We start from the raw sequence: 15663 nt of genomic DNA, 5'->3' as shown, positions 1-15663 counted from the left end.
GACCATGACCCAAGGGGCGGAGGACGGCGTTCGCATCGGTCTGTCGGCGGTCGTCATGACGCTCCAGGCCCGGCAGGCCGTCGTCCTGACCACCCCGGCCGAGGACGGCGCCCGCGCCCTGCCCTTCGGGCCCTTCGACCCCGCCCGCGATCGCACGTTCGAGAGAGCCCTGCGCGATTTCGTGACCGCCCAGACCGGGTTTCGCCTGGGCTTCGTCGAGCAACTCTACACCTTCGGCGACGCCGGCCGCGCCTCGCCGCGCGCCACACCGGGACCGGGCCGCCATCGCGAGGTCTCGGTCGGCTATTTGGCCCTGACGCCCGACGCCGCCGAAGGCCAGACTCACGATGCGCGCTGGGACGCCGTTTTCGACCATTTTCCTTGGGAGGATCGCCGCCTCCCGGCGCGGCCCGATCTTGGCGAACGCTTGATCGCCTGGGCCGACGGCGACGAAGCGCGCCTGACCCGCGCACGCAGCCTGTTCGCCCTGACGCCCGATCACCGCTGGAACGAGGAGCGGGTGCTGGAACGCTACGAACTGCTCTACGAGGCGCGCCTGGTGTCGGAGGCGTGGCGCGACGCGGGCCAGCCCGCGCCTACGTCCCTGCCCGGTCGCCCCATGGCGTCCGACCACCGCCGCATCCTGGCCACCGCGCTCGGCCGCCTGCGCAGCAAGCTGAAATACCGGCCCGTCCTGTTCGACCTGACCCCCGGTCTGTTCACCCTGTCGCAGTTGCAGGCCGGGGCCGAAGCCGTATCGGGCCTTGGCCTGCACAAGCAGAACTTCCGCCGCGGGGTCGAACGCACGGGCCTGGTCGAACCGACCGGACAGATGTCCTCCGCGACGGGCGGCCGCCCCGCCGAACTGTTTCGATTCAAGGGCGTGGACGACCAGACCGGCGCCGCGCCCGGCCTGTCCCTGCCGGCGCAAAGATAGCGTCGGATTTCTTTCACAGACCGCTTGCGAACCGCAGCGGCTCCGATTAGAGAAGCCCCTCGCTCGACCAAGCGATATCGGCGCCGCGGAGAGGTGGCAGAGTGGTCGAATGTACCGCACTCGAAATGCGGCGTGCCTGGAAGGGTACCGTGGGTTCGAATCCCACCCTCTCCGCCATTTCCTATTGATTAATTTGACGAACTAGCCCCGCACCGGGGGCTACCCATCAATGGGAAAATCACCCTATCGAGCGCGGATCATTATTCGCGGATGGCTCGTAGGATCGTGATCTGACGATCACATCCATCTGTTCGACTTCGTGTGCTCGGCCCAGAAGCTCGGGATAATAGAACGAGTCGACGTCCGTAGCTGATATCTGCGCATCCAACCCTAAATCCTGAATCATGGCTGAGATGATCAAAAGGTGCCGCTCCACAAGAGTGCCTTGATTGAACGGCTTTGCATTAGCCGCGGCCATGAAGCGCGTGAACGCCTCACGCACTTTAGGGCTCGCGGAGAATACCGTCGGAATAGAGTTCAGAGCGGCGACCGACTGCGCATATGCGATCGTGGCGCGATATTGAATGAGTGTTTCGAGCACCGCCATCTTGCGTGACCGCGCATCGCTTTCCTTCCGCCTCTCTTCAGCAAATCGAGCGACCGCATATGGAACGCGCCATGCTGCTGTTGCGCTCGCTGCGGCCGCAAGGAATGAGAGGCCGGCCGCGACCACAGCCAGTTCTTGGGGTGTCATCGTGTATTCGCCTTTGCAATGCGCCGAGAAGGCGGTGGCGACCATAACTGTGCCGGTGATGGTTCATCGAGCTCATGGGTGCACCCCTGAAGCGAAGATGCGCGACCGAGACACGAAATGCGAGTCAGATACGACAAAGCCCGTCCCCTTACGGTGACGGGCTTTCTTATGTCATCCTGACCATGGGCGTAGAAACCCGGACTGAAGATAGGTCGCGATCCGTAGGCGCGGAAAGCCGACGGAATGCGGAGCTTGGCAGCTCTCGCAACGGTAGAGGCTGGCGCCTCTGACCGACCGACATCCTATTTCGGGAGGCTGGCGCCATACAATACCCTCGAGGGAGAATCGTCAGGCCTGTCTCTTCAGCAGGTTTATACCCTCCCGATACCAAGCGGTCCCTTGGTGATGGCCTTAGAAAGCCTGAACCTGAAGAGCAGACCTATGACACACGCTGTAGCCCTGACGGGCCATTGGAGCGGCCTAAGAGCCGTTCCGAGCACCTTACGCACCCAAGCCACCGCAGACGCCTAGCGATCGGCCTGGAGCGGCTGGGCGGCCTCTATGAGACCATATCCCAGCGAGCGGCCGGGCACGGGATCATCGGCGAGGGCTCAATGAAGTGTTCTGGATCGCTCGGATGGGGACTGCCTGGCGAAACCTGCATAGCCACTTCGGCACCTGGAATTCAGTTTATCGCCAGTTCAGGCTTTGGACGCAGACGGAGCTCTGTGATGTGATGCTGCAGGCGTCGAACGTGAACGGCGAAGGTCGCGCCAGCACGAAGATGATCGATTCCACCATCATCCCCCGACCGCAAGGCTGAGATGACGCAAGGCGCGACGCCTCGCTTCACCGGCAGCCGTCTAGTCCCCCAATCGGCCTCAAGCAGCGCTGCGCGCAGCAGGTCAAACAAAAAGGCCCGGCGGTTTCCCGCCGGGCCTTTCCGATATCAGCAGAGCTGAGATCCAGATTACTTGATCTGGACCTTGGCGCCGGCTTCCGTCAGCTTCTTGGCGACTTCGTCGGCGGCTTGCTTGGAGACGTTCTCGACGACGTTCTGCGGAGCGCCTTCGACCAGGTCCTTGGCTTCCTTCAGACCCAGGTCCGAACGGACGCCGCGGACTTCCTTGATCACGTTGATCTTCTTGTCGCCGCCGTCGACCAGGACGACGGTGAATTCGGTTTGCTCTTCGGCGGCTTCAGCCGGAGCGCCGCCGCCGGCGGCCGGGGCAGCCATGGCGACCGGAGCAGCGGCGCTGACGCCCCACTTTTCTTCCAGCAGCTTGGAGAGTTCAGCGGCTTCCAGAACGGTAAGCGCGGACAGGTCTTCGACGATCTTGGCGAGGTCGGCCATTGTCAGTTTTCCTTCGGAGGATGAGGTTTAGAGAGTGATGCAGAGATGAAAGGCGGGGCCGCTTACGCGGCTTCCTTGGTGGCGTAGGCGTTGAACACGCGGGCCAGCTGACCGGCGGGTGCTTGCAGCACGCCGGCGATACGGGTCGCAGGCGCGTTGAGCAGGCCGATGAGTTGACCGCGAACCTCGTCGAGCGTCGGGAGCTTGGAAAGAACTTCCACGCCCTTAACGTCAACGACGGTTTCGCCCATGAAGCCGCCGATGATCTTGAAGCGATCATTGGCCTTGGCGAACTCGGTAGCGACCTTGGCGGCCGTACCGGGGTTCTCGGAGTAGGCGATGCCCACCGGGCCCTTGAACAGGCCGTGGTAGTCGCTGCCTTCTTCGGCTTCGAGCGCCTTCAGCGCCAGGCGGTTCTTGACCACCTTGAACGCGCCGCCTTCTTTGCGAAGGCGACCACGCAGGTCTTCCATTTCCGCAACGGTCAGACCCAGGTTGTGGGTCACGACCACGCTGCCGGCCTCGGCGAACACGCCCTTCAGCGTTTCGATAGACTCGGCTTTTTGAGCGCGATCCATTGCGGTCTCCAGTCTTGGTATTCGCCGCCAGGCTTATTCCCGACGACGGATTGGCCAAAGCGCGCCGCATCGCTGCGAAACGTTCGGGCCGGTCGTATTGTCCGAAGGATGCGTCTGACGGCGTCCGGCCCGGATTGCGGGCTGACATCGGCAAGGTCGCGTCCCCATCTCCCCACGGCGTCAGAGGGCTCTCTGACAGTTACGGCCTGGGTGACCCCCACGCCCCGAAGTTCTCGGACAGGACCGTCAGAAGATGAACCTCCGACGGGAAGCGGCGCTCTTACAGCGGCGCCGACAGGAAATCAAGGCGCGGATCGCGATGGCCATGTACGGGCGATCATCCAGCCCTGCGCCGAGTTTGTGCGTCTGGCGTTTCGGGCGGCGGGCGTCGAGCGACAGGGGCGTCTTCCACCATCACCCGGAACCGGACGATCAGCGCCTGGACTTGGCCGCCGTCGCCGTGTCTTCGCCGCAGTCGAACCGGGCGCAGTATTTGCTTTCGAACTCCGCCAGAAAGGCCTCGCCCACACTGGCCTTGACGTCCTGCAGGGCGACGCTCAGGGCCACGGTCTTGGCGGCGACGGCGCGACCGGCGGCGCTGCGATAGAAGTCGATCTGGGCCCTCAGTTCCTCTTCGGTGTAGATTGTGGCGTAGGTGGGCGCCATGTCATCCATGATCCGCACGATCATGCGCGACGCCATCGTCGGCATGTTGGCCCGCACCCAGGCGCCCTCTTCGCTGTCCTTGCCATCGACCTTGCCCATCTGCTCCATGATGGCGCGCTCGAACTCCTTGGCGAAGTTCGGACCGACCGACAGGCCGATCAGTTCGCGCGCCAGCTCGCTGCGACGCGCCACGGCCGCATCGTATGGCGCCGGCTCGACGCGCGTGACGACGACGGTCTCATTCTGCGATCGCGCCTGAGCCTGCGCTTGCGCCCCGGTGATCGCTGCGGTCGCGGCCAGGCCGAGCGCCAGCCCCAGCGCGAGATGTGTTCGAATAGTCATGACAGCCTCCCGCCCGTCTTATCGCGGGCGCGCAGCCGGGCTGACCAGCGAAAATCGACCGGCGGTTGTCTAATCGTCCACGGGCGTGGCGTCGAAGTCGCGGATCAGCGTGGCCAGGTCTGGCTCCTGAACCAGGCTCGCGGCCTCGTTCAGGCTCATCCAGCGGCGTTCACGCTGGTGCGCCTCGGGCCAGGCGCCCATCTGGATCAGCACCTCCAGCGGATAGACCGACACCACGCATTGGCGCACCCCGCCGTCCTTCGTCCCCTTTGCGTAGCGGAAGACGCCGATGGACTGGCTGTCGATGTCGCCCTTGACCCCCGCCTCCTCCATCGCCTCCTGTGCGGCGGCCTCGGGATCGGTTTTGCCGACCATCCGCCCGCCCTTGGGTATGACCCAACGTCGGGTCTCGCGCGAGGTGATCATCAGAATGCGCCGCTGGCCGTTCTCCAGCCGCCAGGGCAAGGCCGCCACCTGACGAGTCTCGGACCGAGCCGTGCGTTTGGAGCCGGAGCGCGCCAAGATCAGGCCTTGCCGCCGCGCGGATTGGATCGGTCTTTTGGGGTCACGTCCTTGCTCCTCGACGACGGCGGCCGTTCGGCGCGCTCTCGAAACGGGATCGCACCGGCTGCGTCAAGTTGTCAGCGCACGGACGACCGGATTATTTCTCCCCCGGCGCCCTGGCGTCGGGGTCGCCCAGCACGTCCTGGCGATACAGCATGGTCACGATGGTATGCAGCACCAGGGCCAGCGGAGTGGCGAACAGCACCCCTAGCGGACCAAACAGGGTTCCGATCCCGACCACGGCGAAAATTCCCAGCACGACCGGCAGATTGGCCACATTCTTCTGCACCAACGGCGTGATGAAGTTGCTCTCCAACTGCGAGATGACGATGTGAACCACCACGGCCAGAACCGCCGTGTGCCAGCCTTGGGTCGCCCCCACCAGCACAGAGGGAATGGTCGAGACGATCGGCCCGACGATGGGCACGAACTGCGCCAGGCCCGTCAGCAGCCCCAGACCCAGGGCCGACGGCACGCCGATGATGGCCAGACCGATCCCGGTCAGGGTGCCGACCAGCACCATCGAGAACACTTGCGCCTTCAGCCAGCCCTTCAGCGCCTTGCCGCAACTGTTCAACACCTGGCGCAGCCGTTGGCGGCGGTCCAGCGGAAAGACCGACAACAGCCCCTCGCGCGACTTGGCCGGCTCAATGGCCAGGAAGACGCCCGCCACCAGAACCAGCACCATGGTCGTTAAGCCGCCCGCCATGCCGATGGCGAACTTCTGCGCGAACTGCAGCGCCTCGCCTGCCCGGCTACCCAGATTCTGAAGCTGCTCGAATACCTGGGCGGCATAGGGCTGGGCCTCGATCCAGGTCTGCACCTGCGCCCAGCCAACCGGGATGATGGCCGCCAGCGTGGTCACCTGCTCGGAAATCTGCGCGCCGAACAGCGTCAGGACGCCCGCCAGCACGCCGATGACGATCAGCATGGACAGGAAGACCGCCAGCGGATCGGGGAGTTTCAGAAACCGCACCAGCGGATCGGCCAGCGCCCGCAGGATCACCGCCACGACAATGGCGCCAAAGATCAATAGCCACAGGGTCTTCAGCGAGACGACCAGTTGCACGGAGAAATAGGCCGAGACCAGGACGATGGCCGCGAACGCCAGACGCCCCTTCCACGGATCATGATCGCCCGACGCCGCACCGCTCCTGGATTTTCCGAAACCAAACATGTCGCCCCCTTTATGGTCGCGACAGGAACGCAGGCGGAGCGTGGCCGTTCGCCCGCGGCGATAAAAAAGCGCAGAGGCCGCTCAGTGGGTCTCTGTGGGTCTCCGGTCATAGTCGGCCTGGGCCGCCGCCACCTCGGGCATCCGGGTCTCGGCCCAGTCGATCATCGACTGCATGGCGGCCATCAGCGTCATTCCCAGCGGCGTCACCGCATAGGTCACAGACACCGGCACGGAAGCGACGACCGACCGTGACACCAGCCCGTCCCGCTCGAGCGACTTCAGCGTCTGGCTCAGCATCTTCTGCGACACCCCGTCCACCCGCTGCTTAAGCGCGTTGAACCGGATGGGCCCCTGCCCCAGCACGATCAGGACCAGGGTGCTCCACTTGTCCGCGATACGGTCCAGCAGTTGCCGGGTCGGGCAATCGGCGGCGAACACGTCCCCGCGCATCCAGGTTTCATCCAGGTGACCAGGTGAGGAAAAGGTGCCGTCTTGCATGGTCGAGCTCCATACCGCACCTGGTATCCATTGGAAACCCAAAGGAGCCTTCCATGAAAGTCGCAGTCCTCGGCGCCAGCGGCCGCGCCGGATCCGAAATCACCAAGGAACTGGCCTCTCGCGGCCATTCGGTCACGGCCATCGCTCGCAAGCCCGACGCCATTCCCGCCGCCTCCGGCATCACCCCCATCGCCGGCGACGCCTCCGATCCGGCCGCCCTGATCGCCCTGATCAAGGGGTCGGACGCCGTCATCAGCGCCCTGCACTTCGATGTCCCCGCCGAAACCCTGCTTGGCGCGCTTAAGACCGCCGGCGTCCCACGGCTGCTCGTCACCGGCGGGGCGGCCAGCCTGGAGGTCGCGCCTGGCGTCCTGCTGTTCGACACGCCCGAGTTTCCGGCGGAGTGGAAGCCCATCGCCAAGGGCGGCATCGATTTCCTGGCCCACCTGCGTCACGAGAAAGAGATAGACTGGACCTTCTTCTCGCCCGCAGCCCTGATCGAGGAAGGCCCCCGCATCGGCGCCTATCGCACCGGTGGCGACCAGCTGATCGTGGATGACAAGGGCGACAGCCGGATCAGCTTCGCAGACTACGCCATCGCCATGGTCGACGAACTGGAGCAGCACCGCCACAGCCGCGCCCGCTTCACCGCCGCCTACTGACCATGACAAAGGCCCCGGAGATCGCTCTCCGGGGCCTTCATCTTTTCGGCCTAGCGCGACGCGCGACGCGCGGCGCGGCTTGAGCCTATCAGGCGCCCAACGAGGCCGGGTCGACCTTGAAGCCCGGACCCATCGTCGAGGACAGGCTGATGCGCTTCACATAGGTGCCCTTGGCGCCCGACGGCTTGGCGCGGACCAGAGCGTCCACGATGGCCTTGACGTTGGCTTCCAGGGCGTCCTGGGTGAAGGACACCTTGCCGATGCCGGCGTGGACGATGCCCGCCTTCTCGACGCGGAACTCCACGGCGCCGCCCTTGGCGTCCTTGACGGCCTGGGCCACGTTCGGGGTCACGGTGCCGACCTTGGGGTTCGGCATCAGGCCGCGCGGGCCCAGCACCTTACCCAGACGACCGACCAGGGCCATCATGTCCGGCGACGCGATCACGCGGTCGAACTCCATGAAGCCGCCGGCGATCTTCTCGTACAGATCTTCAGCGCCGACGTGTTCGGCGCCGGCTGCGGTGGCTTCGGCGGCCTTGGCGTCCTTGGCGAAGACGGCGACGCGGACGTCACGGCCCGTGCCCGACGGCAGGTTCACCACGCCGCGGACCTGCTGGTCGGCGTGACGGGGATCGACGCCCAGGTTGACGGCGATTTCCAGGGATTCGTCGAACTTCGACTTGGCGTTTTCCTTGGCCAGCTTGATGGCGTCGGTGAACGGCAGCAGGTCTTGGGTGACGCCGGTGCGGGCCTTTTGAGCCTTGGTTTGCTTAGCCATGGATTAGCCCTCCACCACTTCCAGGCCCATCGCGCGGGCGGAGCCTTCAATGATCTTGGCCGCCGCGTCGAGGTCGTTGGCGTTCAGATCCTTCATCTTCTTCTCGGCGATTTCGCGCAGTTGCGTCTGCGTGATCTTGCCGGCGACTTCACGGCCGACCAGCTTGGAGCCCGACTTCAGGCCGGTGGCCTGCTTCAGGTACCAGGTCGCCGGGGGCGTCTTGGTGATGAAGGTGAACGACTTGTCCTGATAGACGGTGATGACAGTCGGAAGCGGGGTGCCCTTGGCTTCCTTCTCGGTGCGCGCGTTGAACTCCTTGCAGAAGCCCATGATGTTCACGCCGCGTTGACCCAGGGCCGGGCCGATCGGGGGCGAAGGCGTGGCCGAACCGGCCGGCACTTGCAGCTTGATATAGCCGAGAATCTTCTTGGCCATTGGTCTCTCCTATGAATGACCCGGCGAACGAACGCAGGGCCGGTGAGCCGTGGTCCGGCATGGCTGCCTCCCACGGATTTGCCGCTCCGCAGGCCAGGGCCCGCCGAGCGAAGGCGCGCGTGTAACAGAGGGGGGCGGGAAAGGCAAACAGGACCGGAAACCGCCAGACGCTGGGCGACGCCTGCCGCTAGCTCGCGCTTCAACCGGAGCATGCCCATGACCTACCTCATCCGCCCCCTGCCCCTCGCAGCGTTTAAACCGCTGTTCCAGATGAGCGACGACGCCCTCATCGCTCTCGGCGCTCGCCGCATGACCGCGCAAACGACGCACAGTTGTCCCTGCCGTGTCAGCCTTATGGACGCCGATCCGGGCGATCTCCTACTGTTGGCGAACGTCCGCCACCTGGACGCCCCGTCCAGCCCCTATCGCGCAGAGGGGCCGGTGCTCGTGCGCGAGACAGCGGTCCAGGCCAGCCCGACTCCGGGCGAACTGCCCGACCAGTTGACCCGTCGTCTCCTGTCGGTCCGAAACTATGATGCGAACTGGATGATGACCGACGCAGACGTGGTGGAGGGCGTCGACTTGGCGGCCTGGTTGCGGGCCGGATTCGCCCGTCCCCAAACGTCCGTCATCCATATCCACACTGCGCGCCGGGGCTGCTATCTGGCCGCCGCCGTGCGCGCCTGATCCCGCCGGAAAACAAAAAGGGCCGCCCGGCAATCCGGAGCGGCCCCTCAATCCTGTATCGGAGGCAGACCTCAGCCCGCGACCTTCTCCACCTGGGCGTATTCCAGTTCGACCGGCGTGGCGCGACCGAAGATCGACACGGCGACGCGCAGGCGGGCGTGTTCCTCGTCCACGCTCTCGACCGAGCCGTCGAAGCTGGCGAACGGGCCGTCGATGACCTTGACCTTCTCGCCGATGTCGAAGCGGATGGTGGGCTTGGGACGCTCGACGCCCTCTTCCACGGCGCCGATGATGTTCTGGACCTCACGTTCCGAGACCGGCAGGGGCTTGGTGCCGCCCGCCGCGCCCAGGAAGCCGGTGACCTTCGGCGTGTTCTTGACCAGGTGATAGGCCTGGTCCGTCATCTCCATCTTCACCAGCACATAGCCTGGGAAGAATTTGCGTTCCGAGTTCACCTTGCGGCCACGACGGATCTCGACGACGTCCTCGGTCGGAACCAGGATTTCGGAGAAGGCGTCTTCCAGGCCCTGCTGCTTGGCCTGATCGCGCAGTTGCTCGGCGACCTTCTTTTCGAAGTTCGAATAGGCGTTGACGATGTACCACTTGTGGCGCGGATTGGCGGGCTTTGCGGGCGCTGCATCGGTCATGGGCGCGTCTTTCTCAGGATCCGAGAGCGATGATGTAGCGGAAGGCGTAACCCAGGCCGGTGTCCACGATCCAGAAGAAGATCGAGGCGATCAGCACCATGATGAAGACCATCACCGAGGTGATCCAGGTCTCCTTGCGGCTGGGCCATACAATCTTACGGCCCTCGGCGCGGACCTGGCCGATGAATTGACCAGGGCTGGTGCGGGGCTTCTTGGGCTCGGGCGAATCGACCGTGATGGCGGCGGCGGCTGCAGCGGCCTGGGGCTTTGCAGTGCCTTGCGGCCGCTTGCCGGGAGTTTTGGCCTTGGCCATCAGTTGCTCTTCACACAATTGTTCCTGTCGCCCCAGATGGGAAGTCCCATCCGGAAGCGACAGGGGGGATTGGCAGGAGTTGGGGGACTCGAACCCACGACCCCCGGTTTTGGAGACCGGTGCTCTACCAGCTGAGCTAAACTCCTAGACAATCGCGCGAACCGTCCGGCCCGCGCGTTCGCCAGAGGGGGGCGTATGCCCCACACCGCCCGCCTTTTCAAGGGCGATGTGAGGCTATCCCCGCCAATGCGACAGCTAGTCTTCCAGATGGGCCGCCACGGCGTCGCGCTCGTCCTCGGCCTTGATCAGTTCCTTGAAGATCAGCTTGTCGATTCGGCGGTCGTCCATGTCCACGACCTCCACTTCGAATCGCCCGACCTGCAGGACTTCCCCCTCGTCCGGCACGCGCGAGATCTGATGTAGAATCAGGCCGGCGACGGTGTGGAAGCCGTCGTGCTCGCCGAAATCCTCGCCCAGGGTGTCGGCCAGATCGTCCAGGTCCGTCTGACCGTCCACCAGCCAGCTGCCGTCGGCGCGTTGATGAATCCAGGCCTGCTCCTCGTCATGCCCCTCGTCGAAGTCGCCGGCGATCATCTCCAGGATGTCGGTAGCGGTCACCACGCCTTCGAAGGCGCCGTATTCGTCGACGATGAACGCCATGTGGACCCGCGACCCCTTCAGAATCTCCAGCGCCTTAAGCACCGAGGTCGACTGCGGAATGAAGGCGGGCTCGGCGACCAGCGGCTCGACATCGATCTTGCCCGTGGTCAACAGGGCGTCCAGCAGGTCCTTCTTGTGGACCAGACCCAGCGGGTTATCGACGTCGTTCTCGCGCGCCACAACGATGCGCGAATAGGGGCAGGTGCGAATTTCCTCGCGAACCACGTCTTCGGGGTCGTCCAGGGCGATCCAGAACACTTCGTGACGCGGCGTCATTGCCACCCGCACCGGACGATCGCCCAGGCGCATGATCTCCTCGATCATCTCCTGCTCTTCCGGCTCGATCAGGCCGGCCGAAGTGCCTTCGGCCAGGATGGTGGCGACCTCTTCCTGTGTCACGTCCGAGCCGTCGCGATCCTTGACGCCCAGCAGCTTCAATATGCCCGAGGTCGAGGCGGTCAGCAGCAGGACGAACGGCTTCAGCACGATCGCCAGGCCGGAGATCGGCCCGGCCATCTTGGAGGCCACCGTCTCGGGGAAGATCAGCGCTAGGCGCTTGGGCACCAGTTCGCCGATGATCAGCGACACATAGGTGATGCACACGACCACCACGGCCGTGGCGAAGAATTCCGTATAGGCGGCCAGCGCCGGGAAGGCGACTTCAAGGATCCGATCCAGTTCCCCCGCGATGGTCGCCTGGCCATAGGCTCCCGCCAGAATGCCGATCAGGGTGATGCCGACCTGCACGGCCGACAGGAACTGCGTCGGCTCCTCCGACAGCTTCAGCGCCGCCCGGGCTCCCCGATCTCCTCTTTCCGCCCGCGCCTGGAGTTTTGACCGTCGGGAGGAAACGACCGCCAATTCGGTCATGGCGAACAGGCCGTTGAGCACCACCAGGAGCAGAACGACGGCAATAGCGATGAGTAACATCTAGGGGTTTTTGGAGACCAGCGCGGCGCAACATTCGGCGTCCGCGGCGCTACATTAGGGCAGGAAGGCGGCCAGCGCCACGTTTTCCTTCGCCCTTCAGCTCGTCCGCCCCGCCTCGACCGAACCATAAGGCCCAGAAACGGGCCGCCCGCCCGCATCATACTGGGTCGCACAGGCGCTCATGCCGATCACGGTGCCGATGAAAAGACCCAGTCGAATGGCGCGTCGCATGTGGTTACCGAAAAGTTAACATCCTTTCGAAGCCAAACGCCAAAATCTCGTGGCTCACAACCCCCGACATCCGTAGGGCGAGCAAGTTGGCCAGCTTTTTCGCCGTTAAGCGGAGAGTATCCGAAGAAGGACCAATACCCCGACAACGCCGCCAACGACCAACCAGCTACGCCAGGTGGTCTCGCCACCATCTGCTCCTTTCAGGCGACCGTTGCGGGTATCCAGGACGAAGCTCACGCCGTTAAAAGCTCGGATCTTCCGCAGGAATGCAAAATAGTCCTGAGCGTGCTCCACTGGGACGACGCTTTTGGCGACATCGACCTCGATAAGGTGTCGCGCGCGGGCGCTGTCCAAACATTCAAACTTCGAAAACCCCCTGACCCCAGGTCCCGTAAACGCCTTTTCCCAAGGTGTAACATGCGGCTTTATGGGAAAGTTGAAGGTTCGCTCGGTGCGCACGATACGAGGTGCGCCGATGTGAATCGGCTGATCGCGCCGCGCGCGCTCGGTGGCGGTGAGCGTGGGCCCGACCACGTCGTCCACGGATTCGAAGCGCACGCCCGTATCGTCGCCATCGTTCACGACGAAGGGGCGGCTCACACTGTAATGTTCGATCAGTTCGATTTCATTGGCGTTGCGATCATCGGTCCACGTCAACGGGTGAAGCTCGGACAGTTCGCCGTAGTTATTTTCCAGTCCTTCGCGCAGCCGACGACTTACGCTCTCGAACCCTTCGTTCTCGCCCCATCGGCGCATGTCGTCGGCGCGCCAGCTTCGATAGACGCTTCTGAGCTTTAACTCCGCCGGATCGGCCGCCATCCGCTTGAACGTCCACGCCTCGAAAACCTCAAGCACCACCTTTTTCCCTGGCTCTGGAATCGCATCGAGCGATGCGTTTTCGGTCAAGGGCAAAGCCCATCCACCGCCCGCCTGAGTAATGCTGTCGGCGGTTCCCGCTTGGGGGGCCATCGTCGCGTCCAGCCATCTGACACGCCCATCCACCTCAGCGCGCACGATGCAATGGTCGAAGGCCGTCGCATTGGGCAAGGCCTCTTTCAACCCACGTCCGGTGACAGTGTTTACAAGTGCTGGACACGCCTCGACGCCTAGTCGACGCAGGATCACGGTCAGGAGGTATGAGGCGTCTTTGCAGTCTCCATAGCGACTGGCCCAGATGTCTGAAATGGCTCTTGGTTTGAACCCGCCAGCGCCTATCCCAACCGAATGATAGCGGAGCAGTCTCTGTACGAAACGCAACGCTTCGACCATTCGGTCTTCTCCGCGCGGATAACGTGCGGCCAGCTCTGTGATCGCCGCATCCAGCTGCGTCGGCAAGATCGCGGGCGGCGAATAGAAGTCGCGGAACAGATCGGCGATGTCTGACCAGACCAGACGATCGCCGATGTGCACTTCCGTATGGCCGATCCACCACCCAGGCGTATCGAGATCGTAGACATGCCGCGCCACGTCGAACGTATGCCAACGCCATTGGCGCACGTCCCCTTCGATCGTCTCTTCCAGGTCTGGCGGCGCACAATGACTGCAGTGGACCAGAATGCGATTGACGGGGGCCTTGACGCGACACTCCACCTCTAAAAGAGGAGCCGCCCACTGCAGGCTCTGGCGACGGCTGAACCGCCCGGCCAGCACAGGATTGGCCCCGACGATGGTGTAGCATGTCTCGACGATATCGCCGATGCGAACATCGGGAATAATCATATGAGCCGTCAGACGACCGTCATAGATCGCCCGCTCGAGGTTCAACTCCCGGCGCAAGAGCTCGAAAGCCGCCGGACTGGCCGCCTCCCGTCGAACGCCTTCCCTCAGCACGCTTGCCGTGTGTACGATCACACGCTCGAAGGCTGGATCGAACACGATCTCGAAACTGGCTGTTGGCTGAAGACCATCGCTGCCTGTCACCTGCTGCACTAGCCGAGAACTGAAGGCTGGAACGGGTCCGGTCAGGTCGCTCAAGCTTTCCAACAGGATATAACAGACGCCACGCTCGCTCAGCGCGAAGGGATCGCGCCCCCGCAGATCGACCGGCCTAGCCCCAAAACCATGTCCCGGCGGCGCGAACGTCACCAGTTCGCCTTTCGCGACTTCTCCCTCAAACGCCATCTGTGATCGCCCTCCGATCACACTATGGCGTGTCTCGCCGCAAAGCAAAAGCGGCCCCCGGATCGCTCCGGGGGCCGCTCTGTACGCTACTCGGTCAGCCGGTGGGCTGGGTGGTGTCGTCGATTACTCGACGATCTTGGCCACGACGCCGGCGCCGACGGTGCGGCCGCCTTCACGGATGGCGAAGCGCAGGCCCTGGTCCATCGCGATCGGCGTGATCAGCTCGACGCTCAGCTCGGCGTTGTCGCCGGGCATGATCATCTCGACGCCTTCCTTCAGGTGCACGATGCCGGTCACGTCCGTCGTGCGGAAGTAGAACTGCGGACGATAGTTGGTGAAGAACGGCGTATGGCGGCCGCCTTCTTCCTTCGTCAGGATGTAGGCTTCGGCCTGGAACTTGGTGTGCGGGGTGATCGAACCCGGCTTGCACAGAACCTGACCGCGCTCGACGTCTTCGCGCTTGGTGCCGCGCAGCAGAACGCCGACGTTGTCGCCCGCCTGACCTTGGTCCAGCAGCTTGCGGAACATTTCCACGCCCGTGCAGGTCGTCTTCTGGACCGGACGGATGCCGACGATCTCGACTTCCTCACCGACCTTGACGATGCCCTTCTCGACGCGGCCCGTGACCACGGTGCCGCGGCCCGAGATCGAGAACACGTCTTCGACCGGCATCAGGAACGGCAGGTCGACCGGACGTTCCGGCTGCGGGATGTAGGCGTCGACGGTTTCCATCAGGGCCAGAACGCGCTGTTCGCCGATTTCCGGGTTCACGCCGTCGGTCGCGGCCTTGGCCGAGCCCTTGGTGATCGGAATGTCGTCGCCCGGGAACTGGTAGCTGCTCAGCAGCTCGCGCACTTCCATCTCGACCAGTTCCAGCAGTTCTTCGTCGTCGACCAGGTCGACCTTGTTCATGAAGACCACCAGGGCCGGCACGCCGACCTGACGGGCCAGCAGGATGTGCTCGCGCGTTTGCGGCATCGGGCCGTCGGCGGCCGAAACCACCAGGATCGCGCCGTCCATCTGCGCCGCGCCCGTGATCATGTTCTTCACATAGTCGGCGTGGCCGGGGCAGTCGACGTGGGCGTAGTGACGGTTGGCCGTCTCATATTCCACGTGCGCGGTGTTGATCGTGATGCCGCGGGCCTTTTCTTCCGGCGCAGCGTCGATGTCGGCGTAGTTCATCGCCTTCGCGCCGCCAGCCTTCGCCAGCGTCATCGTGATCGCCGCCGTCAGCGTCGTCTTGCCGTGGTCAACGTGACCGATCGTGCCGATGTTGCAGTGCGGCTTCGTGCGTTCGAACTTTTCCTTGGCCATGGCCAAAACTCCTCG

19 protein-coding genes and 2 tRNA genes are annotated in these 15663 nt (G+C 64.1%); 5 read left to right on the top strand and 16 right to left on the bottom strand.

Features of this window, described 5'->3' with window-relative positions; genetic code table 11:
* Positions 1-4 precede the first annotated feature (4 nt).
* Together ACYX4P_RS09515 and ACYX4P_RS09510 are read left to right on the top strand one after the other, a co-directional pair.
* Positions 5-937 (top strand): NUDIX hydrolase, encoded by a 933-nt coding sequence (locus ACYX4P_RS09515; RefSeq protein ID WP_248115937.1) that lies wholly within the window; start codon positions 5-7, stop codon positions 935-937.
* Between the two features lie 87 nt (positions 938-1024).
* A tRNA-Ser gene (locus ACYX4P_RS09510) sits at positions 1025-1114 on the top strand.
* 61 nt (positions 1115-1175) lie between these two features.
* Here the strand turns inward: ACYX4P_RS09510 and ACYX4P_RS09505 are convergent.
* The gene (locus tag ACYX4P_RS09505) at positions 1176-1736 is read right to left on the bottom strand and encodes a DUF6680 family protein (RefSeq protein ID WP_248115934.1); all 561 of its coding nucleotides are present in this window, start codon (positions 1734-1736) and stop codon (positions 1176-1178) included.
* Between the two features lie 592 nt (positions 1737-2328).
* Here ACYX4P_RS09505 and ACYX4P_RS09500 point away from each other — a divergent pair.
* Complete coding sequence (locus tag ACYX4P_RS09500; protein ID WP_476069354.1) at positions 2329-2514, top strand: hypothetical protein; 186 nt, start codon at positions 2329-2331, stop codon at positions 2512-2514.
* Between the two features lie 147 nt (positions 2515-2661).
* Here the strand turns inward: ACYX4P_RS09500 and rplL are convergent, their stop codons facing one another.
* From rplL to ACYX4P_RS09470, 6 genes are all read right to left on the bottom strand, one after another.
* Positions 2662-3045, bottom strand: coding sequence for a 50S ribosomal protein L7/L12 (gene rplL, locus ACYX4P_RS09495; RefSeq protein WP_055754823.1), 384 nt, complete (start codon positions 3043-3045; stop codon positions 2662-2664).
* A 62-nt stretch (positions 3046-3107) separates the two neighbouring features.
* Positions 3108-3623 (bottom strand): 50S ribosomal protein L10, encoded by a 516-nt coding sequence (gene rplJ / locus ACYX4P_RS09490; protein WP_248115932.1) that lies wholly within the window; start codon positions 3621-3623, stop codon positions 3108-3110.
* A gap of 432 nt (positions 3624-4055) precedes the next feature.
* Positions 4056-4631: a DUF2059 domain-containing protein gene (locus ACYX4P_RS09485; RefSeq protein WP_248115930.1), complete on the bottom strand. Its 576-nt coding sequence runs from the start codon at positions 4629-4631 to the stop codon at positions 4056-4058.
* Between the two features lie 69 nt (positions 4632-4700).
* Positions 4701-5153: an NUDIX hydrolase gene (locus ACYX4P_RS09480; RefSeq protein ID WP_248115928.1), complete on the bottom strand. Its 453-nt coding sequence runs from the start codon at positions 5151-5153 to the stop codon at positions 4701-4703.
* 139 nt (positions 5154-5292) lie between these two features.
* Positions 5293-6372, bottom strand: coding sequence for an AI-2E family transporter (locus ACYX4P_RS09475; RefSeq protein WP_248115925.1), 1080 nt, complete (start codon positions 6370-6372; stop codon positions 5293-5295).
* Between the two features lie 81 nt (positions 6373-6453).
* Entirely contained in the window at positions 6454-6870 is a 417-nt protein-coding gene (locus tag ACYX4P_RS09470) for a winged helix-turn-helix transcriptional regulator (RefSeq protein WP_248115923.1), read from the bottom strand.
* Between the two features lie 53 nt (positions 6871-6923).
* Between ACYX4P_RS09470 and ACYX4P_RS09465 the strand changes: the two genes are divergently transcribed.
* Positions 6924-7532, top strand: coding sequence for an NAD(P)-dependent oxidoreductase (locus ACYX4P_RS09465; RefSeq protein ID WP_248115921.1), 609 nt, complete (start codon positions 6924-6926; stop codon positions 7530-7532).
* Between the two features lie 88 nt (positions 7533-7620).
* Here the strand turns inward: ACYX4P_RS09465 and rplA are convergent, their stop codons facing one another.
* Together rplA and rplK are read right to left on the bottom strand one after the other, a co-directional pair.
* Positions 7621-8310 (bottom strand): 50S ribosomal protein L1, encoded by a 690-nt coding sequence (gene rplA / locus ACYX4P_RS09460; protein WP_087119346.1) that lies wholly within the window; start codon positions 8308-8310, stop codon positions 7621-7623.
* 3 nt (positions 8311-8313) lie between these two features.
* A complete protein-coding gene (gene rplK, locus ACYX4P_RS09455) occupies positions 8314-8745 on the bottom strand; it encodes a 50S ribosomal protein L11 (protein ID WP_087119347.1) in 432 nt (143 codons plus the stop codon).
* Positions 8746-8961: 216 nt separating this feature from the next.
* Between rplK and ACYX4P_RS09450 the strand changes: the two genes are divergently transcribed.
* Positions 8962-9432, top strand: coding sequence for a DUF1203 domain-containing protein (locus ACYX4P_RS09450; RefSeq protein ID WP_248115919.1), 471 nt, complete (start codon positions 8962-8964; stop codon positions 9430-9432).
* Positions 9433-9503: 71 nt separating this feature from the next.
* Here the strand turns inward: ACYX4P_RS09450 and nusG are convergent, their stop codons facing one another.
* From nusG to tuf, 7 genes are all read right to left on the bottom strand, one after another.
* Positions 9504-10079, bottom strand: a complete 576-nt coding sequence (nusG, locus tag ACYX4P_RS09445) for a transcription termination/antitermination protein NusG (RefSeq protein WP_017506694.1) — start codon at positions 10077-10079, stop codon at positions 9504-9506.
* Positions 10080-10092: 13 nt separating this feature from the next.
* The gene (gene secE, locus ACYX4P_RS09440) at positions 10093-10392 is read right to left on the bottom strand and encodes a preprotein translocase subunit SecE (protein ID WP_248115917.1); all 300 of its coding nucleotides are present in this window, start codon (positions 10390-10392) and stop codon (positions 10093-10095) included.
* Positions 10393-10462: 70 nt separating this feature from the next.
* A tRNA-Trp gene (locus ACYX4P_RS09435) sits at positions 10463-10538 on the bottom strand.
* Between the two features lie 109 nt (positions 10539-10647).
* A complete protein-coding gene (locus ACYX4P_RS09430; RefSeq protein ID WP_248115914.1) occupies positions 10648-11982 on the bottom strand; it encodes a hemolysin family protein in 1335 nt (444 codons plus the stop codon).
* Positions 11983-12078: 96 nt separating this feature from the next.
* Positions 12079-12213, bottom strand: a complete 135-nt coding sequence (locus tag ACYX4P_RS09425) for a hypothetical protein (protein ID WP_282438735.1) — start codon at positions 12211-12213, stop codon at positions 12079-12081.
* A 105-nt stretch (positions 12214-12318) separates the two neighbouring features.
* Positions 12319-14334: a DUF3857 domain-containing transglutaminase family protein gene (locus ACYX4P_RS09420; RefSeq protein WP_248115912.1), complete on the bottom strand. Its 2016-nt coding sequence runs from the start codon at positions 14332-14334 to the stop codon at positions 12319-12321.
* Between the two features lie 123 nt (positions 14335-14457).
* The gene (tuf, locus tag ACYX4P_RS09415) at positions 14458-15648 is read right to left on the bottom strand and encodes an elongation factor Tu (protein WP_292021164.1); all 1191 of its coding nucleotides are present in this window, start codon (positions 15646-15648) and stop codon (positions 14458-14460) included.
* Positions 15649-15663: the final 15 nt, after the last annotated feature.

It is taken from the genome of Brevundimonas sp. ABV4_179, from assembly GCF_056311945.1.
This window is presented reverse-complemented; position numbering and strand designations above follow the sequence as displayed.

What these genes read in the sequence shown, in the direction of transcription:
- ACYX4P_RS09515 (WP_248115937.1), top strand. Translation starts at nt 5, where the DNA reads ATGACCCAAGGGGCGGAGGACGGCGTTCGCATCGGTCTGTCGGCGGTC.
- ACYX4P_RS09505 (WP_248115934.1), bottom strand. Translation starts at nt 1,736, where the DNA reads ATGGTCGCCACCGCCTTCTCGGCGCATTGCAAAGGCGAATACACGATG.
- ACYX4P_RS09500 (WP_476069354.1), top strand. Translation starts at nt 2,329, where the DNA reads ATGGGGACTGCCTGGCGAAACCTGCATAGCCACTTCGGCACCTGGAAT.
- rplL (WP_055754823.1), bottom strand. Translation starts at nt 3,045, where the DNA reads ATGGCCGACCTCGCCAAGATCGTCGAAGACCTGTCCGCGCTTACCGTT.
- rplJ (WP_248115932.1), bottom strand. Translation starts at nt 3,623, where the DNA reads ATGGATCGCGCTCAAAAAGCCGAGTCTATCGAAACGCTGAAGGGCGTG.
- ACYX4P_RS09485 (WP_248115930.1), bottom strand. Translation starts at nt 4,631, where the DNA reads ATGACTATTCGAACACATCTCGCGCTGGGGCTGGCGCTCGGCCTGGCC.
- ACYX4P_RS09475 (WP_248115925.1), bottom strand. Translation starts at nt 6,372, where the DNA reads ATGTTTGGTTTCGGAAAATCCAGGAGCGGTGCGGCGTCGGGCGATCAT.
- ACYX4P_RS09470 (WP_248115923.1), bottom strand. Translation starts at nt 6,870, where the DNA reads ATGCAAGACGGCACCTTTTCCTCACCTGGTCACCTGGATGAAACCTGG.
- ACYX4P_RS09465 (WP_248115921.1), top strand. Translation starts at nt 6,924, where the DNA reads ATGAAAGTCGCAGTCCTCGGCGCCAGCGGCCGCGCCGGATCCGAAATC.
- rplA (WP_087119346.1), bottom strand. Translation starts at nt 8,310, where the DNA reads ATGGCTAAGCAAACCAAGGCTCAAAAGGCCCGCACCGGCGTCACCCAA.
- rplK (WP_087119347.1), bottom strand. Translation starts at nt 8,745, where the DNA reads ATGGCCAAGAAGATTCTCGGCTATATCAAGCTGCAAGTGCCGGCCGGT.
- ACYX4P_RS09450 (WP_248115919.1), top strand. Translation starts at nt 8,962, where the DNA reads ATGACCTACCTCATCCGCCCCCTGCCCCTCGCAGCGTTTAAACCGCTG.
- nusG (WP_017506694.1), bottom strand. Translation starts at nt 10,079, where the DNA reads ATGACCGATGCAGCGCCCGCAAAGCCCGCCAATCCGCGCCACAAGTGG.
- secE (WP_248115917.1), bottom strand. Translation starts at nt 10,392, where the DNA reads ATGGCCAAGGCCAAAACTCCCGGCAAGCGGCCGCAAGGCACTGCAAAG.
- ACYX4P_RS09430 (WP_248115914.1), bottom strand. Translation starts at nt 11,982, where the DNA reads ATGTTACTCATCGCTATTGCCGTCGTTCTGCTCCTGGTGGTGCTCAAC.
- ACYX4P_RS09425 (WP_282438735.1), bottom strand. Translation starts at nt 12,213, where the DNA reads ATGCGACGCGCCATTCGACTGGGTCTTTTCATCGGCACCGTGATCGGC.
- ACYX4P_RS09420 (WP_248115912.1), bottom strand. Translation starts at nt 14,334, where the DNA reads ATGGCGTTTGAGGGAGAAGTCGCGAAAGGCGAACTGGTGACGTTCGCG.
- tuf (WP_292021164.1), bottom strand. Translation starts at nt 15,648, where the DNA reads ATGGCCAAGGAAAAGTTCGAACGCACGAAGCCGCACTGCAACATCGGC.